An 18,269-nucleotide genomic window follows, 5' to 3' on the forward strand; every position below is an offset into this window, starting at 1 on the left:
TTCGAGGAAACTTCGCATTGTAGCAGAAATTTTGAGTCAGTCAACTAACCTCAAACCATCTGCCACCGCAACCACCCAACAGAGCAGCTGCAATCAAGCGAAGGCGTGACTATAACATAAGTTTTTCGACACATGCAAGTATTTCGCGAACGAAGAGCTGTGGCCTTGTCTAGACTGCATGGCCTATCGGGGCATGGAGGCACAGGGGACGCGAGGTCCCGATACGCCTCATGCCTGCGGCAAGAAGCCTTCTACTGACAGATAACGCTCGCCCGTATCGTAATTGAAGCCTAGCACCCTGGCTTGGGCGGGAAGCTTGGGCAATTGCTGCGCAATGGCCGCAAGAGTAGCGCCGGAAGATATGCCGACAAGCAGTCCCTCTTGAGTCGCGCTGCGACGTGCATATTCTTTTGCGTCTTCTGCATCAACCTGGATGACTCCGTCGAGCACACTGCTATCCAGGTTGCGAGGGATGAATCCAGCCCCAATGCCTTGGATGGGGTGAGGTGCAGGCTGGCCTCCAGAGATCACGGGCGACGCGGCAGGCTCAACGGCAAAGACCTTCAACTGTGGCCAACGGGCTTTGAGGGTTCGCCCCACTCCGGTGAGATGCCCGCCAGTGCCAACGCCGGTGATGATGGCATCCAGGCCTTCGGGAAAGTCCGCCGCAATCTCCTCGGCCGTCGTGCGCACATGGACATCGATGTTGGCCGGGTTCTCGAATTGCTGTGCAATCCAGGCACCCGGCGTTTGCGCCTGCAGCTCCTGCGCGCGCGCGATGGCGCCTTTCATGCCTTGTTCGCGCGGCGTCAGATCGAAGCGTGCGCCATAGGCCAGGAACAGGCGCCGTCGCTCAATGGACATGCTTTCGGGCATGACGAGAACAAGCTGATAGCCCTTGACCGCAGCCACCATGGCCAGGCCCACTCCTGTATTGCCAGAAGTGGGCTCGATGATGGTGCCGCCAGGCTTGAGCACGCCGGCCTTTTCTGCTTCTTCGACCATGGCCAGGGCGATGCGGTCTTTGATGGAGCCGCCAGGATTGGCTCGCTCGGCCTTGACCCAGACGTTCGCGTCCGGTCCAAACAAACGGTTGATGCGGATGTGCGGGGTGCGACCAATGGTTTCGAGTACGTTGCGAAAAGGCATGGTTTCCTCCTAAAAAATGACAGCACCGCTCGGCGGCACTTGATCGCATTGTCCAAGGCCTTTTATGACTGATTCGCAATGAGCTTATGGCCCGAGATCAAGGCGCTGAGCGCCCAACTCCTGCTGCGCCGGCCTCACTGTGCATGACGCCATACCACTCCGGGCAACTCACAAGCATGGATGGCATTGCGCAGCGCGACGATGGCTTCGTAGCGGGTGAAGCTGCGGCGCCAAACCAGAACGACCCGCCGCATGGGCGCTGCGTGTGTACCGTCGTCTTCAATAGGCAGGTAGTGGATGAGTTCGTCACTGCCTCGGGGCAATGATCGCTGCGCAATCACACCATCAGGCACGGCCAGGCGCGGCACCAGGGTCAAGCCCATACCTGCGGCCACCATGTGCTTAATGGTTTCCAGTGATGAGCCCTCAAAGGACTTTTGGATGCCCTCGCTGTCCGAAAAGCGGGCGAATTCCGGACAAACCTGCAGCACATGATCGCGAAAGCAATGCCCTGCACCCAACAGCAGCATGTTTTCCTTTTTTAGAGCGCTGGTGGTGATGAGCTGCTGCTGCGCCAGCGGGCTGCCTGCAGGCACAGCCGCCCAGAAGGGCTCGTCGTACAACTCGGCCACGGCCAAGCCCGCGCTGGGGAAGGGCTCTGCCAGGATGGCGCAGTCGATCTCCCCGGCTCGCAACATCTCCAGCAGCCGTGTAGTGAAGTTCTCTTGCAGCATCAGCGGCATCTGCGGCGTGCGGGCGATGGTCTCACGCACCAGCTTGGGCAGCAGGTAAGGGCCGATGGTGTAAATCACACCCAGCCGCAATGGGCCTTGCAGGGGGTCTGCGCTGCTTTGCGCAATTTCTTTCAGCAAATGGGCTTGGTCGAGGACGTTTTGCGCCTGCTCCACCAGGCGCTGCCCGAGTGCCGTGACACTGACTTCCCCGGAGCTGCGCTCGAAGATGCGCACGCCCAGTTCATCCTCCAACTTTTTCACCGCCACCGAAAGCGTGGGCTGCGACACAAAACAGGCTTCTGCCGCACGCCCAAAGTGCCGCTCGCGCGCCACGGCAACGATGTATTTGAGCTCTGTCAAAGTCATGGGGGTAGCCTGTTGCGCGATCGCGGATATGCCTGGACTGGATACCTTCAGAAAGGCTGCAGCTGACCATCAACAAAGGCTTTGAGCTCCCCCGATGCAAAGGGCACCCAGGTTTCATTGCTGGTCAACGGCGCCGTCACGATGATGGCAGTCTTGTCGTCTGGGCTGGTGTGCTGGGAGAAGTCCACGCTCAAATCCTCATCACTCAACGACACCATGGAGTAAGGCCAGGCGCGTTCGGTGTAGCAAAGCTGCGTGGTGGCGTGGGCCCAGAGCGCATCGCCATTGGAGAGCAAGAAGTTGAACGTGCCATGCCGGGCAATGCGCGCGGCCAGCTCCCGCAGCGTCAAAGTCATCTCCTGAATGCTGGGCACACCGGCGTGCGACTTGGCCAACTCCTGCATGATCCAGCAAAATGCCAGCTCGCTGTCGGTGCCGCCCACCGGGTGGAAGTGGCCATGCAGGCGAGCGTCGAAGCCCACCAGGTTACCGTTGTGCGCAAATACCCAGTAATTGCCCCACAGCTCACGCACGAACGGATGGCAGTTCGACAAGGCCACTGCGCCTTGCGTGGCCTTTCGAATATGGGCGATGACATTGGTGCTTTTGATCGGATAGCGCCGAATCAGCTCCGCGACCGGCGACTTCATGGCGCTTTGATGGTCCACGAAGTGGCGCACCCCGTGGCCTTCAAAAAACGCCATACCCCAGCCATCCACATGATCGCCGGTGCGCCCTGCGCGCTGCGCAAAACCCGTGAAACTGAACGTCAAGTCTGTCGGGTTCTTGGCATTCATTCCAAGCAATTGGCACATGATCAATACGCCGTCAGCGCCTGTCGCTTATTGATTGGGGCCACCCGATTCGTGAAAGGCATTCGCGCTCTGTGCAGCCCTGGCCTCACGCTCAGCCAGCGTCTTCTGCAGCTCCTGCTCGGAAATCAGCTCAAACATCCGCACCACCTTGCGCACCCCCGATACCGTGCGTGCGGCCTGGGTGGCGGCCTGCGCTTCACGGGGCGTGACTAAGCCCTGCAGATAAACCACTTCCTGCTCCGTCGTCACCTGCAGAGACTTGCTCGGCAAACCGTCTGTGGCCAATATCTGGCTGCGCACCTTGCCCGTGATCCAAGTATCGCGCGAGCGCTGCGAATAGCTGCTGGCGGGCATGATTTGCAGCTCGTTGTACACACCGCGCACGTTTTCCACCTCTTTGGCCAACTGCGCCGCGCGCTGGCGCTGCGCCTCATCGGGCACCTCGCCAGTCAGTAACACGCGGCGGTTATAGCTGTTGACGTTGATGTGGGCCTGATCGCCCAGCTGCTCATTGAATGCCGTGCGCACTTTCAATTGGATCGCCTGATCGTCCACTTGCGCGCCCGCAGTGCGGCGATCCAGCGCTACGGAGGTGGCCACCACAGCTCCACCAACAATCAAGGGTGCGCAGCCAGTCAGCCCTGACAGCCCCGCCACGCCCATCCATGCAATCGCCACAAACCGCTTCAAATACATAAAAGTGCACTTCCCATTCATGCCGTCGTATGCCTGGGCGTCTGTTCAAAACTACGGGCGCAATATCAAACCACTGCAATAGAGAAGCCCTGCACGCGAGGATCCGTTCGCGCGCGCATTCTTGCCGGCCGTAAAGAGGCTTTGAACAGGCACTGAAACCAGGCCGCGCACCGCCTGTGTGCGATGCGGCCGGAAACATACCATATCCGACCGCCCATGGCCTGCGCCCCCACCGCAAGCGCGTAATGGCAAGCCTGCCTGCCTGCCTCTTATTCAAGAATGATTTATCACTATAATTTGCCGTGTTGATAATCTATTTTCACAACAGGAGTTTTTCCATGGCGCAATTTGTATGGCATTGGCAAAAAAGCACACTGGTGCTGGCATGTGCAATGGCCCTGGCCGCATGTGGCGGTGGCAGCAATGATCTGGACACCAAGCCGCCAGCGGACGACGACCACTCCCATCCCCACATCGAAACGGCTGGGCGCCTGGTCGCACTGGAAGCTGGCAGCCCCCAGGTCCACGTCATTGATCTGGACAAAGGGCGCCTGCTGCAAAGCTTCACGCTGGACAACCCCACTTCGGCCATCTACCCCAGCCCGAACAACCGCTATGCCGTGCTGCCGCAGCGCGCGCAAAACCAGGTGCAATTCATCGACGGCGGCATCTGGCAAGAAGACCATGGCAACCATTTGCACGATTACATGAAGGATCCGGCGCTGCTGCCCACCCGCCTGACTGGCTCGCGCCCCACGCACTATGAACGCCACGCTGGCCAGGCAGCCCTCTTCTTCGATGGCAATACCGCAGCGGGCCAAAACGCCTCCGTGGCCGTGCTCACCGATGCCAGCATCGGCAAACCCCATGCGCCAGCAATGGCCACACAAGGTCTGTCGCTGCCCATGCACGGCACGGCCGAGCCACGCGGCGACTGGCTGCTGACCACCTGGCGCGCAGAGGTGACGCCCGGCGGCTCGACCCTGCCCAGCCAAGTTGAGCTCTACCACCGCCATGACGACCATTACCATTTCGAGCGTCGCTTCGATGAGCAGTGCCCGATGCTGCATGGCAGCTACTCCAATGAAAAGTACTCCGCATTCGGCTGCAGCGACGGCATTCTGGTGGTCAAGCAAGACGGCGATACCTTCACCGCCCGCAAGATCGACAACCCTGCCGACATCGGTGAGAACGTGCGCATCGGCGCCATCATTGGCAATGCCCACTACGGCAAATTCGTGGGCATCGCCAGCCCTGGCCATTTGTTCGAGATCGATCCGGAAGCAGGCCGCATCAGCCGCATCCAGTGGGGTGAGGGCTTGATCCGCCGTGCGCACGCCATGGATGCCGAAGGCGAAAACCTGCTGGTGCTCGACAGCACTGGCACCGTGCACATTTTGGACGTCAAGACCTGGCGCAAGCGCGCCGAGATCGCCGGCGTGATCGCCAACATGCCGGCCAAGGCGCCTTACCCCAGCTTCGCCGTCAGCGCCGCCCACGACAAGGCCTGGCTGAGCGATCCGCAGGGCCAGCGTCTGCACACCATCGACCTCGACGAGGCCCGCGTGCAAGGCAGCATTGCGTTGAACTTCAGCCCCACCAACATGGTTTGGCTGGGCCTGCCCGAGCACAAGCACTGATGGTCGGGCCAGGCGCGCGCGTGCAAGCACCGCCCGCGCCTGGCCGCATCCTTGCCAGCGCCTTGTTTCTTCACCGCCTGCCGCCTCGTGCGGCAGCGTTTGTTTTCAGGCCATCCGTGGCTGGCACTGCCCCGGTGGCTTGTCACACCGCCCCATTATTTTTCTGCATCGCCATGACCAAAGCATCTTTCCCATTGCACGCCCTGGCATTGCTGTGTGCCAGCCTGGGCGCACAGCCGCTGGCCCAGGCACAAACCCAGACTCAGTCGATCGCCGGCCAGAACCAGGCTTCCGCAACCGCCAGCACGTCTGAGCTGGCTGAGGTCAGCGTCAGCGGCCGCGCTCTGGACATCCCGCTGGAGGAGTCGGCCACGCCCGTGGATTTGCTGGATGCCGATGATCTGCAGCTGCGCGGTTCGGCCACGCTGGGCGACACCCTCGATGGCCTGCCCGGCGTGCGCAACAACAACTACGGCGCAGGCGCGGGGCGCCCGGTCATCCGCGGCGCCGATGGCGCCCGGGTGCGCATACTCAGCGATGGCAGTGAAGTGCAGGATGCCTCGACATCCAGCCCAGACCACGCCGTGGCCATCGAGCCCATGCTGGCGCAGGAGGTGGAGATCCTGCGCGGCCCATCGACCCTGCTGTATGGCGGCGGCATCACTGGCGGCGTGGTCAATCTGCGCGATGGCCGCGTGCCCACGGCCTTGCCAGACAAAGGCTATGAAGGCCAGCTGCAGCTGCGCAAGGACAGCAGCGCCCGCGAAGGCACAGGCGCCTTCGCGCTGACGGGCGGGCGCGGCCCGCTGGCATTGCACGTCGAGGGCCTCAAACGCTCGGCCGGCGAATACCGCGTCGGCAGCGGCTGGAGCAGCGAGCGCGTCAGCGGCTCCAACAACGCCACTTGGTATGGCAGTGTGGGCGGCGCGCTGGTGCACGAGCGCGGCTACCTGGGCCTGGCCTACAGCCGCCTGCGCAGCCAGTACGGCCTGCCCGGCCACAGCCACGAATACGAAGACTGCCACCTGCACGGCAACTCGCTGCACTGCGGCAGCCACGGCCATGCGCACGACCCGCGCCCAGCGCCGCCGGGCTGCCACTGGCACGGCCAGCACCTGCATTGCACGCATGGCCACGACGAGGACCATATTGCCCTGGTGAATATGGACACCGATCGCTGGGACCTGCGCGGCCAGTGGAGCGAGCCGCTGCCGGGCTTTTCACGCGCGCGCCTGCGCGCCAGCGTCACCGACTACCGGCACGATGAAATCGACCATGGGGAGATTGGCACCACCTTCAAGAACCAGGCCCACGATGCGCGCCTGGAGCTCGAACACCAACCCATCGCGCTGGGCGCCGGCCGGCTGCGCGGCCTGATTGGCTTGCAGCACAGCCGCCGCGAGTTCAGCGCCGTGGGCAACGAAGCCTACGTCGAGCCCACCAACACCAGCAACCGCGCCCTGTTTGCGCTGGAGGAATACCGCTTGGGCGACTGGCGCCTGGAGCTCAGCGGGCGCTACGAATGGCAGAACGCCCGGCTGATGGGCCAGCGCCGCAGCGGCAGCGTGCGGCACCACATGGGCTCGCTCTCGGCCGGCGCCAGTTGGCAGTTCGCGCCTGGCTACGTGCTGGCCGCCAGCGCCTCGCGCTCCTCGCGCGCGCCCACGGCCGAAGAGCTGTTTGCAGGCGGCATTCACCTGGCCACCAACACGTGGGAGCGCGGCAACAGCCGCCTCAAGGCCGAACAATCGAACAACCTCGACCTCACGCTGCGCAAGAACAGCGGCGCCACGCGCTATGAGCTCACAGCCTTCTACAACCGCATCAACCACTACATCTACGCCCACACCACAGACCGCCACGAAAACTTCCGCCTGATCGACTACCGCCAGCACGACGCCGTGTTCAAGGGCCTGGAAGCGCGCATCAGTCATCAGCTCAACAGCCAGTGGCGCGTGGGCGCCTACGCCGACATGGTGCGGGCGCACTTCGTCGGCGCGGGCGCGCGCGTGCCGCGCCAGCCCGCCCATCGCCTGGGCCTGAACGCACTCTGGCAGTCCGGGCCCTGGTCCGCCGGGGCTGAGTGGTACCACAGCTTCGCCCAGAATCGCTTTGCCCACTACGAAACCCGCACCCCAGCCTACGACATGCTCAACCTGCACGCCAGCTGGCGCCAGCGCATGGGCGCGTGGGGGCATTACAGCCTGTATGCACAACTGTCCAACGCGCTGGACGAGCTGGCCTTCAACCCCAGCTCCTTCGTCAAGGAAGCCTCGCCACTGCGCGGGCGCAATCTGACGCTGGGCCTGAAGCTGGAGTTCTGAGCAAGCTCTGGCCCAACTCGGGCGCCCCATCAGCCGCCTCGGCCACAGGCCAGGGCGGCTGTTTCGTTTTCGTAAAATGCGCCCTTTTGTTCAATGACGCCGATGATGCGCGCCGCTGCAGGCATGGCAGCCACGCACACGGCATGGAAAGACGAGGCAAGCACCCATGGCAGGGCATAGCAAGTGGGCCAATATTCAGCACCGCAAAGGGCGCCAAGACGAGAAGCGCGGCCGCATCTGGACGCGCCTGATCCGTGAAATCATCGTGGCCGCCCGCGCCGGCGGCGGCGACCCGGGCGCCAACCCGCGCCTGCGCCTGGCCATCGACAAGGCCAAGGCCGCCAACATGCCGGCCGACAACATCAAGCGCAACATCGACAAAGCCACGGGCAACCTCGAGGGCGTGAACTACGAGGAAATCCGCTACGAGGGCTATGGCATCGGCGGCGCGGCCATCATCGTCGACACCATGACCGACAACCGCCAGCGCACCGTGGCCGAAGTGCGTCACGCCTTCAACAAGTACGGCGGCAACATGGGCACCGAAGGCTCGGTGGCCTTCCAGTTCCAGCACGTGGGGCAGCTCTTCTTCGCCCCCGGCACCGATGAGGACAAGCTGATGGAAGTGGCCCTGGAGGCTGGCGCCAACGACGTCATCAGCGACGACGAAGGCGCCATCGAGGTGCTGTGCGCGCCGGGCGATTTCGAAGCTGTGAAAAACGCGCTCGAAGCGGCAGGCTTTAACGCAGAAATGGCCGAGGTGACCATGCGCGCCGACAACAGCATCGCCCTCGAAGGCGAAGACGCCCAGCGCATGCAAAAGCTGCTGGACGTGCTCGAAGATCTGGACGACGTGCAGGACGTCTACCACAACGCCGAGCTGGCGCTGTGACATTGCGCCGCACGGCCTTGGCCGCCGTGCCTGGCCCAGCCCCAATCCCCTTTGTCTGACCCCCGTATGAAAGTCCTCGTCATCGGCTCTGGCGGCCGCGAACACGCTCTGGCCTGGAAACTGGCGCAATCGCCGCGCGTGACCCAATTGTTCGTTGCCCCCGGCAACGGCGGCACGGCGCGCAACCCAAAATTCACCAATCTGCCCATCACTGAGCCCCAGGCCCTGCGCGAATGGGCACAGCGCGAAAAAGTGGCGCTGACGGTGGTCGGCCCCGAAGCCCCGCTGGCAGCTGGCGTGGTCGATGAATTTCGCGCCCACGGCCTGCGCATCTTCGGCCCCACCAAGGCTGCCGCGCAACTGGAAAGCTCCAAGGCCTTCTCCAAGGCCTTCATGCAGCGCCACGGCATCCCCACCGCCGCCTTCGACACCTTCAGTGACCCGGATGCGGCCAAGGCCTACATCGACCGGCTGGGCGCGCCCATCGTCGTCAAGGCCGATGGCTTGGCCGCAGGCAAGGGCGTAGTGGTGGCCGAGACCATCGAGCAGGCCCACCAGGCGGTGGACGACATGCTGCTGGACAACCGCTACGGCGCAGCCCACAACCAGGGCCAGGCGCGCGTGGTGATCGAGGAATTCCTCAGCGGCGAGGAAGCCAGCTTCATCGTGCTGTGCGACGGCAAGAATGTGCTGGCGCTGGCCACCAGCCAAGACCACAAGCGCCTGCTCGACGGCGACCAGGGCCCCAACACCGGCGGCATGGGCGCGTACTCGCCCGCGCCCATCGTCACGGCCGACGTGCACGCCCGCGCCATGCGCGAAATCATCCTGCCCACCATCCGCGGCATGGAGCGCGACGGCATCCCCTTCACCGGCTTTCTCTACGCCGGCCTGATGATCGACGCCCAGGGCCAACCGCGCACGCTGGAGTTCAACTGCCGCATGGGCGATCCGGAAACCCAGCCCATTCTGATGCGCCTCAAGAGCGACTTGTTCGAAGTGCTCAGCGCCGCAGTGGATGGCCGGCTCGACCAGGTCGAGCTGGCCTGGGACCGCCGCGTGGCGCTGGGCGTGGTGATGGCCGCGCACGGCTACCCCGAGTCGCCACGCAAGGGCGATGCCATCAGCGGCCTGCCCAGTGACGATGCATTCGATGATGCCGTGGTTTTCCACGCCGGCACCACGCTGGAGGAGGGCGTCATCAAAACCAGCGGCGGCCGTGTGCTGTGCGTGACCGCGCTGGGCGATAACGTCAAACTGGCCCAGCAGCGCGCCTATGCCGTGCTCAGTCAGATTCAGTTCGACGGTGTGCAATACCGTAAGGACATTGGCCACCGCGCCATCAAAAGCCAGGGTCGGGGCGAGGCCGGCTGAGAGCCTGTTCAAAATCTCGGCGCGAGTGGGCAAGAAGCGGTTTGGGGTGGGCTGCAAGGCGCAAAACGCAGCCATAGCTCTGGGGCTATGGCGAGGCTTTGCGGGCGCAGCAGAGCGCCCCAATCCGCTCTCTTGACCGCCGTGCAAAGATTTTGAACAGGCTCTGAGACCGCTGAGCCATTCGGCGCCGCCAGCGCGCCCCGGCAAGCGCCTGCCTGCCAAGGCGATCAGCCAGACCGAAACACAGGTAACAGTGTGCATGCGCCCATTCGCTCTACGGCAAGGCACCTACAATGCGCCACGCATCTTGGCAGGCGCAGACTTTGCGCCGATCCTGCCAAGCCTGTTTTCATACTCATACTTTGAAGGGAGTATTGCCATGAACATCAAAACCCTGTCCATGCTGGCCGGTTGCGCTGTGGCGCTGGCCGCTTGCAGCGGCACACAGCCCAAGCAGCCTCAAAACCAAGTGACTGGCCATGCCGCAACAACGGTTGCGCCCGCCCAGCATCACGAAATGATGGCCAGCAAATTTGCTTGCCAAAACGGTCTGACCGTCTGGGTGCAGCCCCGGGGCACAGAGCAGCTGGAACTCAAGCTTGACGACAAGAGCGCCATGCTGAACATCACTGTCTCCGGCTCCGGCTCGCGCTACGTCGGCAAGAGCGGGCTGTTCGGCCGCGGCGCTGAATGGCACCAGAAAGGCAATGAGGCTTTCTTCAGCTTCTACGATCCTTACAACAATCTGGTGGAAACCAACTGCACCAGCGCCGCAAACTGAATCAGCCAGCGCTAAGTTCATGAAAAAAGCCCATGCAGTTTTTGCTGCATGGGCTTTTTTCATGGCTGCGATGCATCAGGCATCGCGAAAAACCGGCTGGCGTTTTTCCAGCCCAGCCATCACGGCCTCGCGCTGGTCGGCGCTGCCCAAGAGCTGCAGCTGCTCCAACGATTCGGCCAACAGCAATTCGCCGGCCGAGGCATCGGCCGTGCTGTTGAGCAGACGCTTGGCCGCGCGCATGGCCTGCGGGCTGAAGCCAGCCATTTGCCGGGCCAGCTCCAGCGCTTGCGCCAAAGGGTCTTGCACCAGCCGGGTCGCCAGACCGATCTGGCAGGCCTCCTGGGCGTCCACCATGCGACCGCTGAACACCAGCTCGCGCGCGATGTCGGCGCGCACCAATTCACGCAACAGCGCCATGCCCGCCATGTCGGGCACCAGGCCCCAATGCATTTCACGCACCGACAGGCGCGCATCGGGCGCCACCAGGCGCACATCTGCGCCCAGGGCCAATTGCAGGCCACCGCCCAAGGCCACGCCATGCAGCGCGGCCACGACTGGCACCTCCAACGTGCGCCACTGCCAGCAAATGTGCTGGGGCAGGTTGGCCTGGCCATGGCTTCGCTCAGCCAGCCGACCCAGGGCTGGATCCAACGCCTGGCCACGCAGCAGGCCCTCGAAATTGGCCATGTCCAGCCCAGCGCAAAAGGCTTTGCCTTCACCGGCCAGAACCACAGCGCGCAGGCCAGCGGCCTCGCGCAGCCAGGCGCCGGCGGCAGCCAAGCCCTTGAACATGGCCACATCCAAGGCGTTCATCTTTTCCGGGCGGCGCAGCATGACGGTGGCCACGCCATCGGCCCCCAGGTTCACGGCAACTCGGTCTTCAAAAACTTGTTCCTGCATGGCAAGACTCCTGTGGTGAATGTCATCGGCCCGTGACCGGCGGGCAGGGCAGGGCGCTGAGGACGGCGTCACAAACGCTCGACGATGGTGACATTGGCCATGCCGCCGCCCTCGCACATGGTCTGCAGGCCCCAGCGCTTGCCGTGCCGGCCCAGCGCATGCACCAACGTGGTCATGAGCTTGGTGCCCGAGGCCCCCAGCGGGTGGCCCAGCGCAATGGCGCCGCCGTGCACGTTCATGCGCGCGGCATCGGCGCCCAGCGCCTGCTGCCAGGCCAGCGGGATGGGCGCAAAGGCTTCGTTGACTTCGTACAGATCCATGTCCTCGATGCGCATGCCGGCTTTTTTCAACGCCGCCTCGGTGGCCGGCAGCGGCGCTTCGAGCATGATCACCGGGTCGTGGCCCAACACGCTCATGTGGTGGATGCGCGCCAGCGGCGCCACGCCCAGCGCGCGCAGGCCGCGCTCATTGACCACCAGCACGCCCGAGGCGCCATCGCACACCTGGCTGGCATTGGCGGCGGTGATGACGCCGCCTTCCTGCAGCAGCTTGACGTTCTGGATGGCTTCGAGCGTGGCGTCAAAACGCAGGCCCTCGTCCACGGTATGCCACTGGCCGGTGCCCTGGCCCTGGGCGTCGCGCACTTCAATGGGCAGAATTTCCGCCTCGAAGTGGCCTGCCTGGGTTGCGGCCACGCCGCGCTGGTGGCTTTGCAGCGCATAGGCGTCGAGCTGCGCCTTATCCAGGCCGTATTTCCTGGCCATCATTTCCGCGCCCATGAACTGGCTGAACTCGACCCCGCCGTAGCGCGCGTCGATGCCTGGGCTTTGGTAATAGCCCATGCCCGCCTTGCGCGGCAAGGCCATGGGGCTGCCCATGGGTACGCGGCTCATGGATTCGACACCAGCGGCGATGACCACATCCATGACGCCAGACATCACGGCCTGCGCGGCAAAGTGCAGGGCCTGCTGCGATGAGCCGCACTGGCGGTCGATGCTGGTGCCGGGCACGGCCTCGGGCAGCACGGAGGCCAGCACGGCATTGCGCGCCACGTTGGCGGCCTGCTCGCCGATCTGGCTGACGCAACCCATGAAAACGTCCTCGACCTGGGCAGGATCGACGCCGCTGCGCGCCACCAGCGCGTCGAGCACCTGCGCGGCCAAATCCACGGGATGCCAACCGGCCAGGCGGCCATTGCGACGACCGCCGGCGGTGCGCACGGCGGCCACGATGTAAGCGGGGGAGGGCATGGGCAAGGATCTCCTTGAAAAAAACAGGCCACCGTTCAGCAGCGCCTGTGCAAGGCCGCATCGCAGCCCGCAATGCGGCCAGGGCAGGGCAGATCAGCCCATCAGGCGCTGCAAGGCCTCGGTGTACTTGGCGGCAGTCTGCGCAATCACTTCCGGCGGCAGGCGTGGCGCCGGCGGGGTTTTGTCCCAGGGCTGGCCGTTGACGCGCACCTGCTCCAGCCAATCGCGCAGGAACTGCTTGTCGTAGCTGGGCGGATTGCTGCCTTCGCGCAAGGCCTGCTCATAGCCTTCCACGGGCCAGTAGCGCGAGCTGTCGGGTGTGAGCACCTCGTCCATCAGCGTCAGCGTGCCATCGGCGTCCAAACCAAATTCGAACTTGGTGTCGGCAATGATGATGCCTTTGGCCAGGGCCAATTGCGCCGCGCGCTCATAGAGCGCCAGACTGACGCTGCGGATCTGCGCGGCCAGCTCGGAACCGACCATTTCGACGGTTTTCTCGTAGCTGATGTTCTCGTCGTGCTCGCCCACCTCCGCCTTGGCAGCCGGCGTGTAAATGGGTTCGGGCAGGCGCTGGGCATTGCCCAGGCCAGCGGGCAGCGGCACGCCGCACACGGACTGGGTTTGTTGGTATTCCTTCCAGCCGCTGCCAGCCAGGTAGCCGCGCACCACGGCCTCGATGGGCAAGGGTTTGAGGCGCTTGACCAGCATGGCGCGGCCTTGCACCTGCGGCAGCTCCTGCTCGGTGACGACGCTCTCGGGCGCCTGGCCGGTCAGGTGGTTGGGGCAGATGTCGGCCAGCTTGTCGAACCAGAACAGCGCCATGCGGGTCAACAGCTCGCCCTTGCCGGGGATGGGCTGGCCCATGATGACGTCAAAGGCGGAGATGCGGTCGCTGGCGATCATCAGGATGCGGTCATCGCCAACGGCGTAGTTGTCCCGCACTTTGCCGCGAGCCAGCAAGGGCAACGAAGTCAGGGAGGAGGTGTGCAGGGCACTGGTCATGTCAACAAGCCAACAAACAATCGAGAGTATCTACAAATGCCTTGGAGCCGCAGAGCAAGGCCTGCAGGGCAGGGGAGGGCAGGCGGCATTATTGCCCAGCCACAGGGCCGCGCACCGCTGCAGGGCCCGTGCGCTCACATGGAAGAGCGCGCCAACATCCACAGTGCCCAGGCACGCGCCACCAGCCAGCCGTTGAGCGCGCCGCCCAGCGCCGCCGTGGCCAGCACGAATGCAGGCTGCGCAGCCAACGCCGGGTTCACGGCCTGCGTGGCGGCCACCGCATAACGCAGACAAAAGATGCCCAGGATGATCAGCAGCGGCGCCCAGCTACCGGCCAAGTGCAGGCGGCGCGTGGCGGCGTCGAAATGCTCCCCGGGAAGCAAGGCCCGGCGGCGGCCAATGAGGGCAGCGCCCAGGGTGCCGGCGCCCCAAACCGCCAGCGCGGCCGTCAGAGAGCCTGTGGCGGCCAAGCGCACGACCAGCGTCGCAGGCGTGAGGATGAGCATGACCAGCGGCAATGCCAGCGCACGCGCCAGCGAGACGCGACGCGCACGCGTTTGCATCCAGCCCAGCGCCAGCAGCGCCGCCAGCAATGGCCAGACCCACACAGGTGTGTGCGTGATGAGTTCCGTGGCCGTCATGGCGGCAGGCGCTCAAGCAGCCGCCGCGCTGCTCTTGAGAAACAGGCGATAGGCCGGGTTGTCGCTTTCCTCGACATAGGGATAGCCCAACGCATCAAGAAACTGCTGGAATGCCGCATCGTCCTCCTGCGGCACCTGGATGCCCACCAGGATCTTGCCGTAGTCCGCCCCTTGGTTGCGGTAGTGAAACAGGCTGATGTTCCAGCTCGGCTGCATCAGGCTGAGGAACTTGAAGAGCGCGCCAGGCCGCTCCGGGAAGATGAAGCGCAGCAGGCGCTCGTGGTTGGCCAGCGGCGCTGGCCCGCCGATGAGGTGGCGCAAATGCTCCTTGGCCAGCTCGTCGTGGGTCAGGTCCAGCGTCTTGAAGCCGTGCGCATCCAGGTGCGCGGCAATCTGCGCCGATTCGCCCGGCCCATTGGTGGCCAGGCCAACGAAGACATGCGCGGCATGCCGGTCGCTCATGCGGTAGTTGAACTCGGTGACGTTGCGCGCTGCGCCTGGCAGCTGGGCAATGGTTTCGCAAAAGCTGCGGAAGCTGCCGCGCTCTTCCTTCATCGTCACGGCAAACAGCGCCTCGCGCTGCTCACCGACCAGCGCGCGCTCGGCCACGAAGCGCAGGCGGTCAAAATTCATGTTCGCGCCGCACAGAATGGCTGCGTAGGTCTGGCCCTGGGTGTGGTGCTGCGCCACGTACTGCTTGATGGCCGCCACGGCCAGAGCGCCAGCTGGCTCGACGATGCTGCGCGTGTCGATGAAGATGTCCTTGATGGCGGCGCAAACCTCGTCGGTGCTGACGACCACGTAGTCATCCACCAGCTCGCGGCTGATGCGGAAGGTCTCCTCACCCACCAGCTTGACGGCCGTGCCGTCCGAGAACAGGCCTACGTCGGCCAGCTCCACGCGCTCGCCGGCCTCGGCCGAGCGCCGCATGGCGTCCGAATCGTTCATCTGCACGCCAATGACGCGCACGTCCGGGCGCACCGCCTTGATGTAGTTGGCCACGCCAGCAATCAGGCCGCCGCCGCCAATGGCCACGAAGACCGCATCCAGGCGGCGGCTGCCCAGGCTTTGCAGCTGCCGCAGCATCTCCATGGCGATCGTGCCCTGGCCGGCGATCACGTCCGGGTCGTCAAACGGGTGCACGAAAGTCAACCCTTGCTGCTGCTGCAATTGCAGCGCGTATTGGTAGGAGTCGCTGAAACTGTCGCCGTGCAGCACCACTTCCCCGCCCAGGCTGCGCACCGCGTCGATCTTGAGCTGCGGCGTGGACACCGGCATGACGATCACCGCCCGCGCACCCAGCCGGCTGGCGCTGAGTGCCACACCCTGCGCATGGTTGCCTGCCGAGGCGCAAATCACCCCGCGCTCGAGCTCTGCCGGTGAGAGCTGCGCCATCTTGTTGTAAGCGCCGCGCAGCTTGAAGCTGAACACCGGCTGCTGGTCCTCGCGCTTGAGCAGCACCTGGTTGCCCAGCCGCGCCGAGAGCTGGCGCGCCGGCTCCAGCGGCGTTTCCACAGCCACGTCATAAACGCGGGCAGTGAGGATTTTTTTCAGGTAATCGGCGGGGGTGAGCGTCATCGCAATCGGGGCTGCAGTGCCACAGACAAAACGGCGATGATAAGCGCGCCACCGGCCATGCCTGCCGCAGCAATGCTGCTCGCGCAAGGCCCGCACAAGAGGCCCGTGCACCATGGGCCAAAAAGAACCCCGCAGCGGCAAGTGGCCAGCTGCGGGGTCAATCCACCGGTTGAGAGGTGGAGGAGACAAACGACCGTTCAGCCCATCGGCATTTGCCCGGATTGCGCACTGGCCGGTGTTGCGCCAGTCTGCGCCCGCTGAACGGTGCGGGCATTCTACGGTCAAACCGCCAGTCCTGCCGCAGCGCATCCATCCCGTCGCACGCAGGCGACAGGGCCGCTGCACGATCCGCCCCTAGCATTGGGCTTTGCCCCATCCCATCGCCCAGACGGAGCCTTGCCATGACCCAATTCACCCCATCCCCGCAGCGCCAAAGCGCCGGCCGCGTGCTGGTCGATGCCCTGGCCCTGCATGGCGTGCAACGCGTCTTTTGCGTGCCGGGCGAAAGCTATCTGGAAGTGCTGGATGCGCTCTACGACGCCGCCGGCATCGAGGTGGTCGTCACCAAGCACGAAGGCGCGGCCGCCAACATGGCCGAGGCCGACGGCAAGCTCACCGGCCAGCCCGGCATCTGCATGGTCACGCGCGGCCCCGGCGCTACGCACGCCAGCATCGGCGTGCACGTGGCCCAGCAGGATTCCACGCCGATGATTTTGTTCATCGGCCAGATCGCCCGCGAGGACAAGGGCCGCGACGTTTTTCAGGAGGTGGACTACCAGCAGCTGTTCGGCCACATGGCCAAGCTGGTCATCGAGATCGACCGCGCCGAACGCATGGCTGAGTTGATTGCCCGCGCCTTCCACGTGGCCGTCAGCGGCCGGCCCGGCCCGGTGGTCGTGGCCCTGCCCGAGGACATGCTGCAGGAGGCCACCGACTGCCCGGCCTGCCGCGCCACGCCGCTGGCGCCAGCGGCTGTCGATGCCGCTACGGCGCAGCAGGTCGGCCAGCTGCTGGCCCAGGCGCAACGGCCGCTGCTGGTGCTGGGCGGCTCGGGCTGGACGCCCCAGGCGCACGCGCTGCTGCGCACGCTGGTGCAGCGCTGGCAGCTGCCCGTGGCCTGTAGCTTTCGCCGCCAGGATTTGTTCGACAACCGCGACCCGCACTTCGTTGGCCACCTCAGTCTGGGCATGAGCGCCTCGGTGCGCAGCATGGTGCAGCAGGCCGATGTGCTGCTGGCGCTGGGCACGCGGCTGACGGACGTGAGCACCGGCGAATACGAGCTGCTGCAGGTGCCGCGCCCGCAGCAAACCCTGGTGCATTGCCACCCCGGCGCCGATGAGCTGGGCCGCGTCTATCAGGCCGATGTCGCCATCGCCGCCAAACCTGAAGCCTTGCTGCAGGCCCTGCTGGACTGGGACCAGGCAACCAGCGCCGCAGCGCAGCCGGGCAACTGGGGCAACTGGCAGGGCTGGCTCAGCCAGGGCCGCGCCGGCTATGAAGCCTTCATCGGCCTGGGCGGCACCGCGCCAGACGGCCAGATCGACGGCGTGGACCTGCGCGCCGTCGTGCAATACCTGGACCGCGAGCTGCCCGAGGACGCCATCCTCACCAACGGCGCGGGCAACTACGCCATCTGGCTGCACCGCTTTTTTCGCTACCGCCAGCCGCGCACCGAGCTGGCCTCCACCTGCGGCGCCATGGGCTATGGCCTGCCTGCGGCCATCGCCGCCGCGCTGCGTCACAGGCAGCGCCAGGTCGTCTGCTTCGCTGGCGATGGCTGCTTCATGATGTACCCGCAGGAGCTGGCCACCGCCGCCGAATGCGGCGCCCGCCTGACCGTGCTGCTGGTCAACAACGGCATGTACGGCACCATCCGCATGCACCAGGCGCGGCGCTACCCCGGCCGTGTCAGCGCCACGCGCCTGCCCGGCCCCGACTACTGCGCCCTGGCGCGCGCCTGCGGCGCCCATGCCGAGCTGGTCACCCGCACCGAGGATTTCGCCGCCGCCTGGCAGCGCGCCCAGCAATCAGGCCGCCTGGCGCTGATCGAACTGCGCACCGACCCAATGCAAATCACCCCCGAGCAACGCCTGTCGCCAGAGAATGCCTGAGCGCCTGCTCGGCATG

The 18,269-nt window shown here is 64.9% G+C and carries 15 protein-coding genes; 6 read left to right on the forward strand and 9 right to left on the reverse strand.

The features are described 5' to 3' along the window. Window positions 1-228 precede the first annotated feature (228 nt). The 4 genes from cysK to CK620_RS13025 all read right to left on the reverse strand — a co-directional run bounded on the left by cysK (window position 229) and on the right by CK620_RS13025 (window position 3,664). On the reverse strand, window positions 229-1,149 hold the full coding sequence (gene cysK / locus CK620_RS13010) for a cysteine synthase A (RefSeq protein WP_095550673.1): 921 nt from the start codon (window positions 1,147-1,149) through the stop codon (window positions 229-231). A gap of 134 nt (window positions 1,150-1,283) precedes the next feature. Beyond that, complete coding sequence (locus CK620_RS13015) at window positions 1,284-2,249, reverse strand: LysR substrate-binding domain-containing protein (protein WP_095550674.1); 966 nt, start codon at window positions 2,247-2,249, stop codon at window positions 1,284-1,286. 47 nt (window positions 2,250-2,296) lie between these two features. Then, window positions 2,297-3,064, reverse strand: a complete 768-nt coding sequence (locus tag CK620_RS13020) for a class II glutamine amidotransferase (RefSeq protein WP_095550675.1) — start codon at window positions 3,062-3,064, stop codon at window positions 2,297-2,299. Window positions 3,065-3,091: 27 nt separating this feature from the next. Continuing rightward, window positions 3,092-3,664, reverse strand: a complete 573-nt coding sequence (locus CK620_RS13025) for a BON domain-containing protein (protein ID WP_238946140.1) — start codon at window positions 3,662-3,664, stop codon at window positions 3,092-3,094. A 434-nt stretch (window positions 3,665-4,098) separates the two neighbouring features. Here CK620_RS13025 and CK620_RS13030 point away from each other — a divergent pair, with 434 nt between their 5' ends. The 5 genes from CK620_RS13030 (at window position 4,099) to CK620_RS13050 (ending at window position 10,771) form a co-directional block, all read left to right on the forward strand. Continuing rightward, on the forward strand, window positions 4,099-5,400 hold the full coding sequence (locus tag CK620_RS13030) for a hypothetical protein (RefSeq protein WP_179290659.1): 1,302 nt from the start codon (window positions 4,099-4,101) through the stop codon (window positions 5,398-5,400). 173 nt (window positions 5,401-5,573) lie between these two features. After that, window positions 5,574-7,724: a TonB-dependent receptor domain-containing protein gene (locus CK620_RS13035; RefSeq protein WP_095550677.1), complete on the forward strand. Its 2,151-nt coding sequence runs from the start codon at window positions 5,574-5,576 to the stop codon at window positions 7,722-7,724. 166 nt (window positions 7,725-7,890) lie between these two features. Beyond that, window positions 7,891-8,616, forward strand: a complete 726-nt coding sequence (locus CK620_RS13040) for a YebC/PmpR family DNA-binding transcriptional regulator (RefSeq protein WP_095550678.1) — start codon at window positions 7,891-7,893, stop codon at window positions 8,614-8,616. 66 nt (window positions 8,617-8,682) lie between these two features. Next, window positions 8,683-9,990, forward strand: coding sequence for a phosphoribosylamine--glycine ligase (gene purD, locus CK620_RS13045; RefSeq protein WP_095550679.1), 1,308 nt, complete (start codon window positions 8,683-8,685; stop codon window positions 9,988-9,990). 379 nt (window positions 9,991-10,369) lie between these two features. Continuing rightward, a complete protein-coding gene (locus tag CK620_RS13050; RefSeq protein ID WP_095550680.1) occupies window positions 10,370-10,771 on the forward strand; it encodes an MliC family protein in 402 nt (133 codons plus the stop codon). A 75-nt stretch (window positions 10,772-10,846) separates the two neighbouring features. Here CK620_RS13050 and CK620_RS13055 read toward each other — a convergent pair whose 3' ends face one another. The 5 genes from CK620_RS13055 to ilvA form a co-directional block, all read right to left on the reverse strand. Beyond that, window positions 10,847-11,671 carry a crotonase/enoyl-CoA hydratase family protein gene (locus CK620_RS13055; protein WP_095550681.1) on the reverse strand — a complete coding sequence of 275 codons (825 nt, stop codon included), beginning with the start codon at window positions 11,669-11,671 and terminating at the stop codon, window positions 10,847-10,849. A gap of 68 nt (window positions 11,672-11,739) precedes the next feature. Beyond that, window positions 11,740-12,921 carry an acetyl-CoA C-acetyltransferase gene (locus CK620_RS13060; protein ID WP_095550682.1) on the reverse strand — a complete coding sequence of 394 codons (1,182 nt, stop codon included), beginning with the start codon at window positions 12,919-12,921 and terminating at the stop codon, window positions 11,740-11,742. Window positions 12,922-13,014: 93 nt separating this feature from the next. Then, entirely contained in the window at window positions 13,015-13,923 is a 909-nt protein-coding gene (locus CK620_RS13065) for a phosphoribosylaminoimidazolesuccinocarboxamide synthase (protein WP_095550683.1), read from the reverse strand. 134 nt (window positions 13,924-14,057) lie between these two features. Continuing rightward, window positions 14,058-14,564: a DUF6622 family protein gene (locus tag CK620_RS13070; protein ID WP_095550684.1), complete on the reverse strand. Its 507-nt coding sequence runs from the start codon at window positions 14,562-14,564 to the stop codon at window positions 14,058-14,060. A 12-nt stretch (window positions 14,565-14,576) separates the two neighbouring features. Then, window positions 14,577-16,142, reverse strand: coding sequence for a threonine ammonia-lyase, biosynthetic (ilvA, locus tag CK620_RS13075; RefSeq protein WP_179290660.1), 1,566 nt, complete (start codon window positions 16,140-16,142; stop codon window positions 14,577-14,579). A gap of 401 nt (window positions 16,143-16,543) precedes the next feature. Here ilvA and CK620_RS13080 point away from each other — a divergent pair, with 401 nt between their 5' ends. After that, entirely contained in the window at window positions 16,544-18,253 is a 1,710-nt protein-coding gene (locus CK620_RS13080) for a thiamine pyrophosphate-binding protein (protein ID WP_095550685.1), read from the forward strand. Window positions 18,254-18,269: the final 16 nt, after the last annotated feature.

The sequence above is a fragment of the Vandammella animalimorsus genome (assembly GCF_002285285.1).
Lineage (GTDB): Bacteria > Pseudomonadota > Gammaproteobacteria > Burkholderiales > Burkholderiaceae_C > Lampropedia > Lampropedia animalimorsus.

Bases quoted from the DNA above. Each gene is read 5' to 3' on its own strand.
- CK620_RS13030 (WP_179290659.1), top strand. From the start codon at position 4,099: ATGGCGCAATTTGTATGGCATTGGCAAAAAAGCACACTGGTGCTGGCA.
- CK620_RS13060 (WP_095550682.1), bottom strand. From the start codon at position 12,921: ATGCCCTCCCCCGCTTACATCGTGGCCGCCGTGCGCACCGCCGGCGGT.
- CK620_RS13080 (WP_095550685.1), top strand. From the start codon at position 16,544: ATGACCCAATTCACCCCATCCCCGCAGCGCCAAAGCGCCGGCCGCGTG.
- CK620_RS13070 (WP_095550684.1), bottom strand. From the start codon at position 14,564: ATGACGGCCACGGAACTCATCACGCACACACCTGTGTGGGTCTGGCCA.
- purD (WP_095550679.1), top strand. From the start codon at position 8,683: ATGAAAGTCCTCGTCATCGGCTCTGGCGGCCGCGAACACGCTCTGGCC.
- CK620_RS13015 (WP_095550674.1), bottom strand. From the start codon at position 2,249: ATGACTTTGACAGAGCTCAAATACATCGTTGCCGTGGCGCGCGAGCGG.
- CK620_RS13035 (WP_095550677.1), top strand. From the start codon at position 5,574: ATGACCAAAGCATCTTTCCCATTGCACGCCCTGGCATTGCTGTGTGCC.
- CK620_RS13020 (WP_095550675.1), bottom strand. From the start codon at position 3,064: ATGTGCCAATTGCTTGGAATGAATGCCAAGAACCCGACAGACTTGACG.
- CK620_RS13055 (WP_095550681.1), bottom strand. From the start codon at position 11,671: ATGCAGGAACAAGTTTTTGAAGACCGAGTTGCCGTGAACCTGGGGGCC.
- CK620_RS13065 (WP_095550683.1), bottom strand. From the start codon at position 13,923: ATGACCAGTGCCCTGCACACCTCCTCCCTGACTTCGTTGCCCTTGCTG.
- CK620_RS13050 (WP_095550680.1), top strand. From the start codon at position 10,370: ATGAACATCAAAACCCTGTCCATGCTGGCCGGTTGCGCTGTGGCGCTG.
- CK620_RS13040 (WP_095550678.1), top strand. From the start codon at position 7,891: ATGGCAGGGCATAGCAAGTGGGCCAATATTCAGCACCGCAAAGGGCGC.
- cysK (WP_095550673.1), bottom strand. From the start codon at position 1,149: ATGCCTTTTCGCAACGTACTCGAAACCATTGGTCGCACCCCGCACATC.
- ilvA (WP_179290660.1), bottom strand. From the start codon at position 16,142: ATGACGCTCACCCCCGCCGATTACCTGAAAAAAATCCTCACTGCCCGC.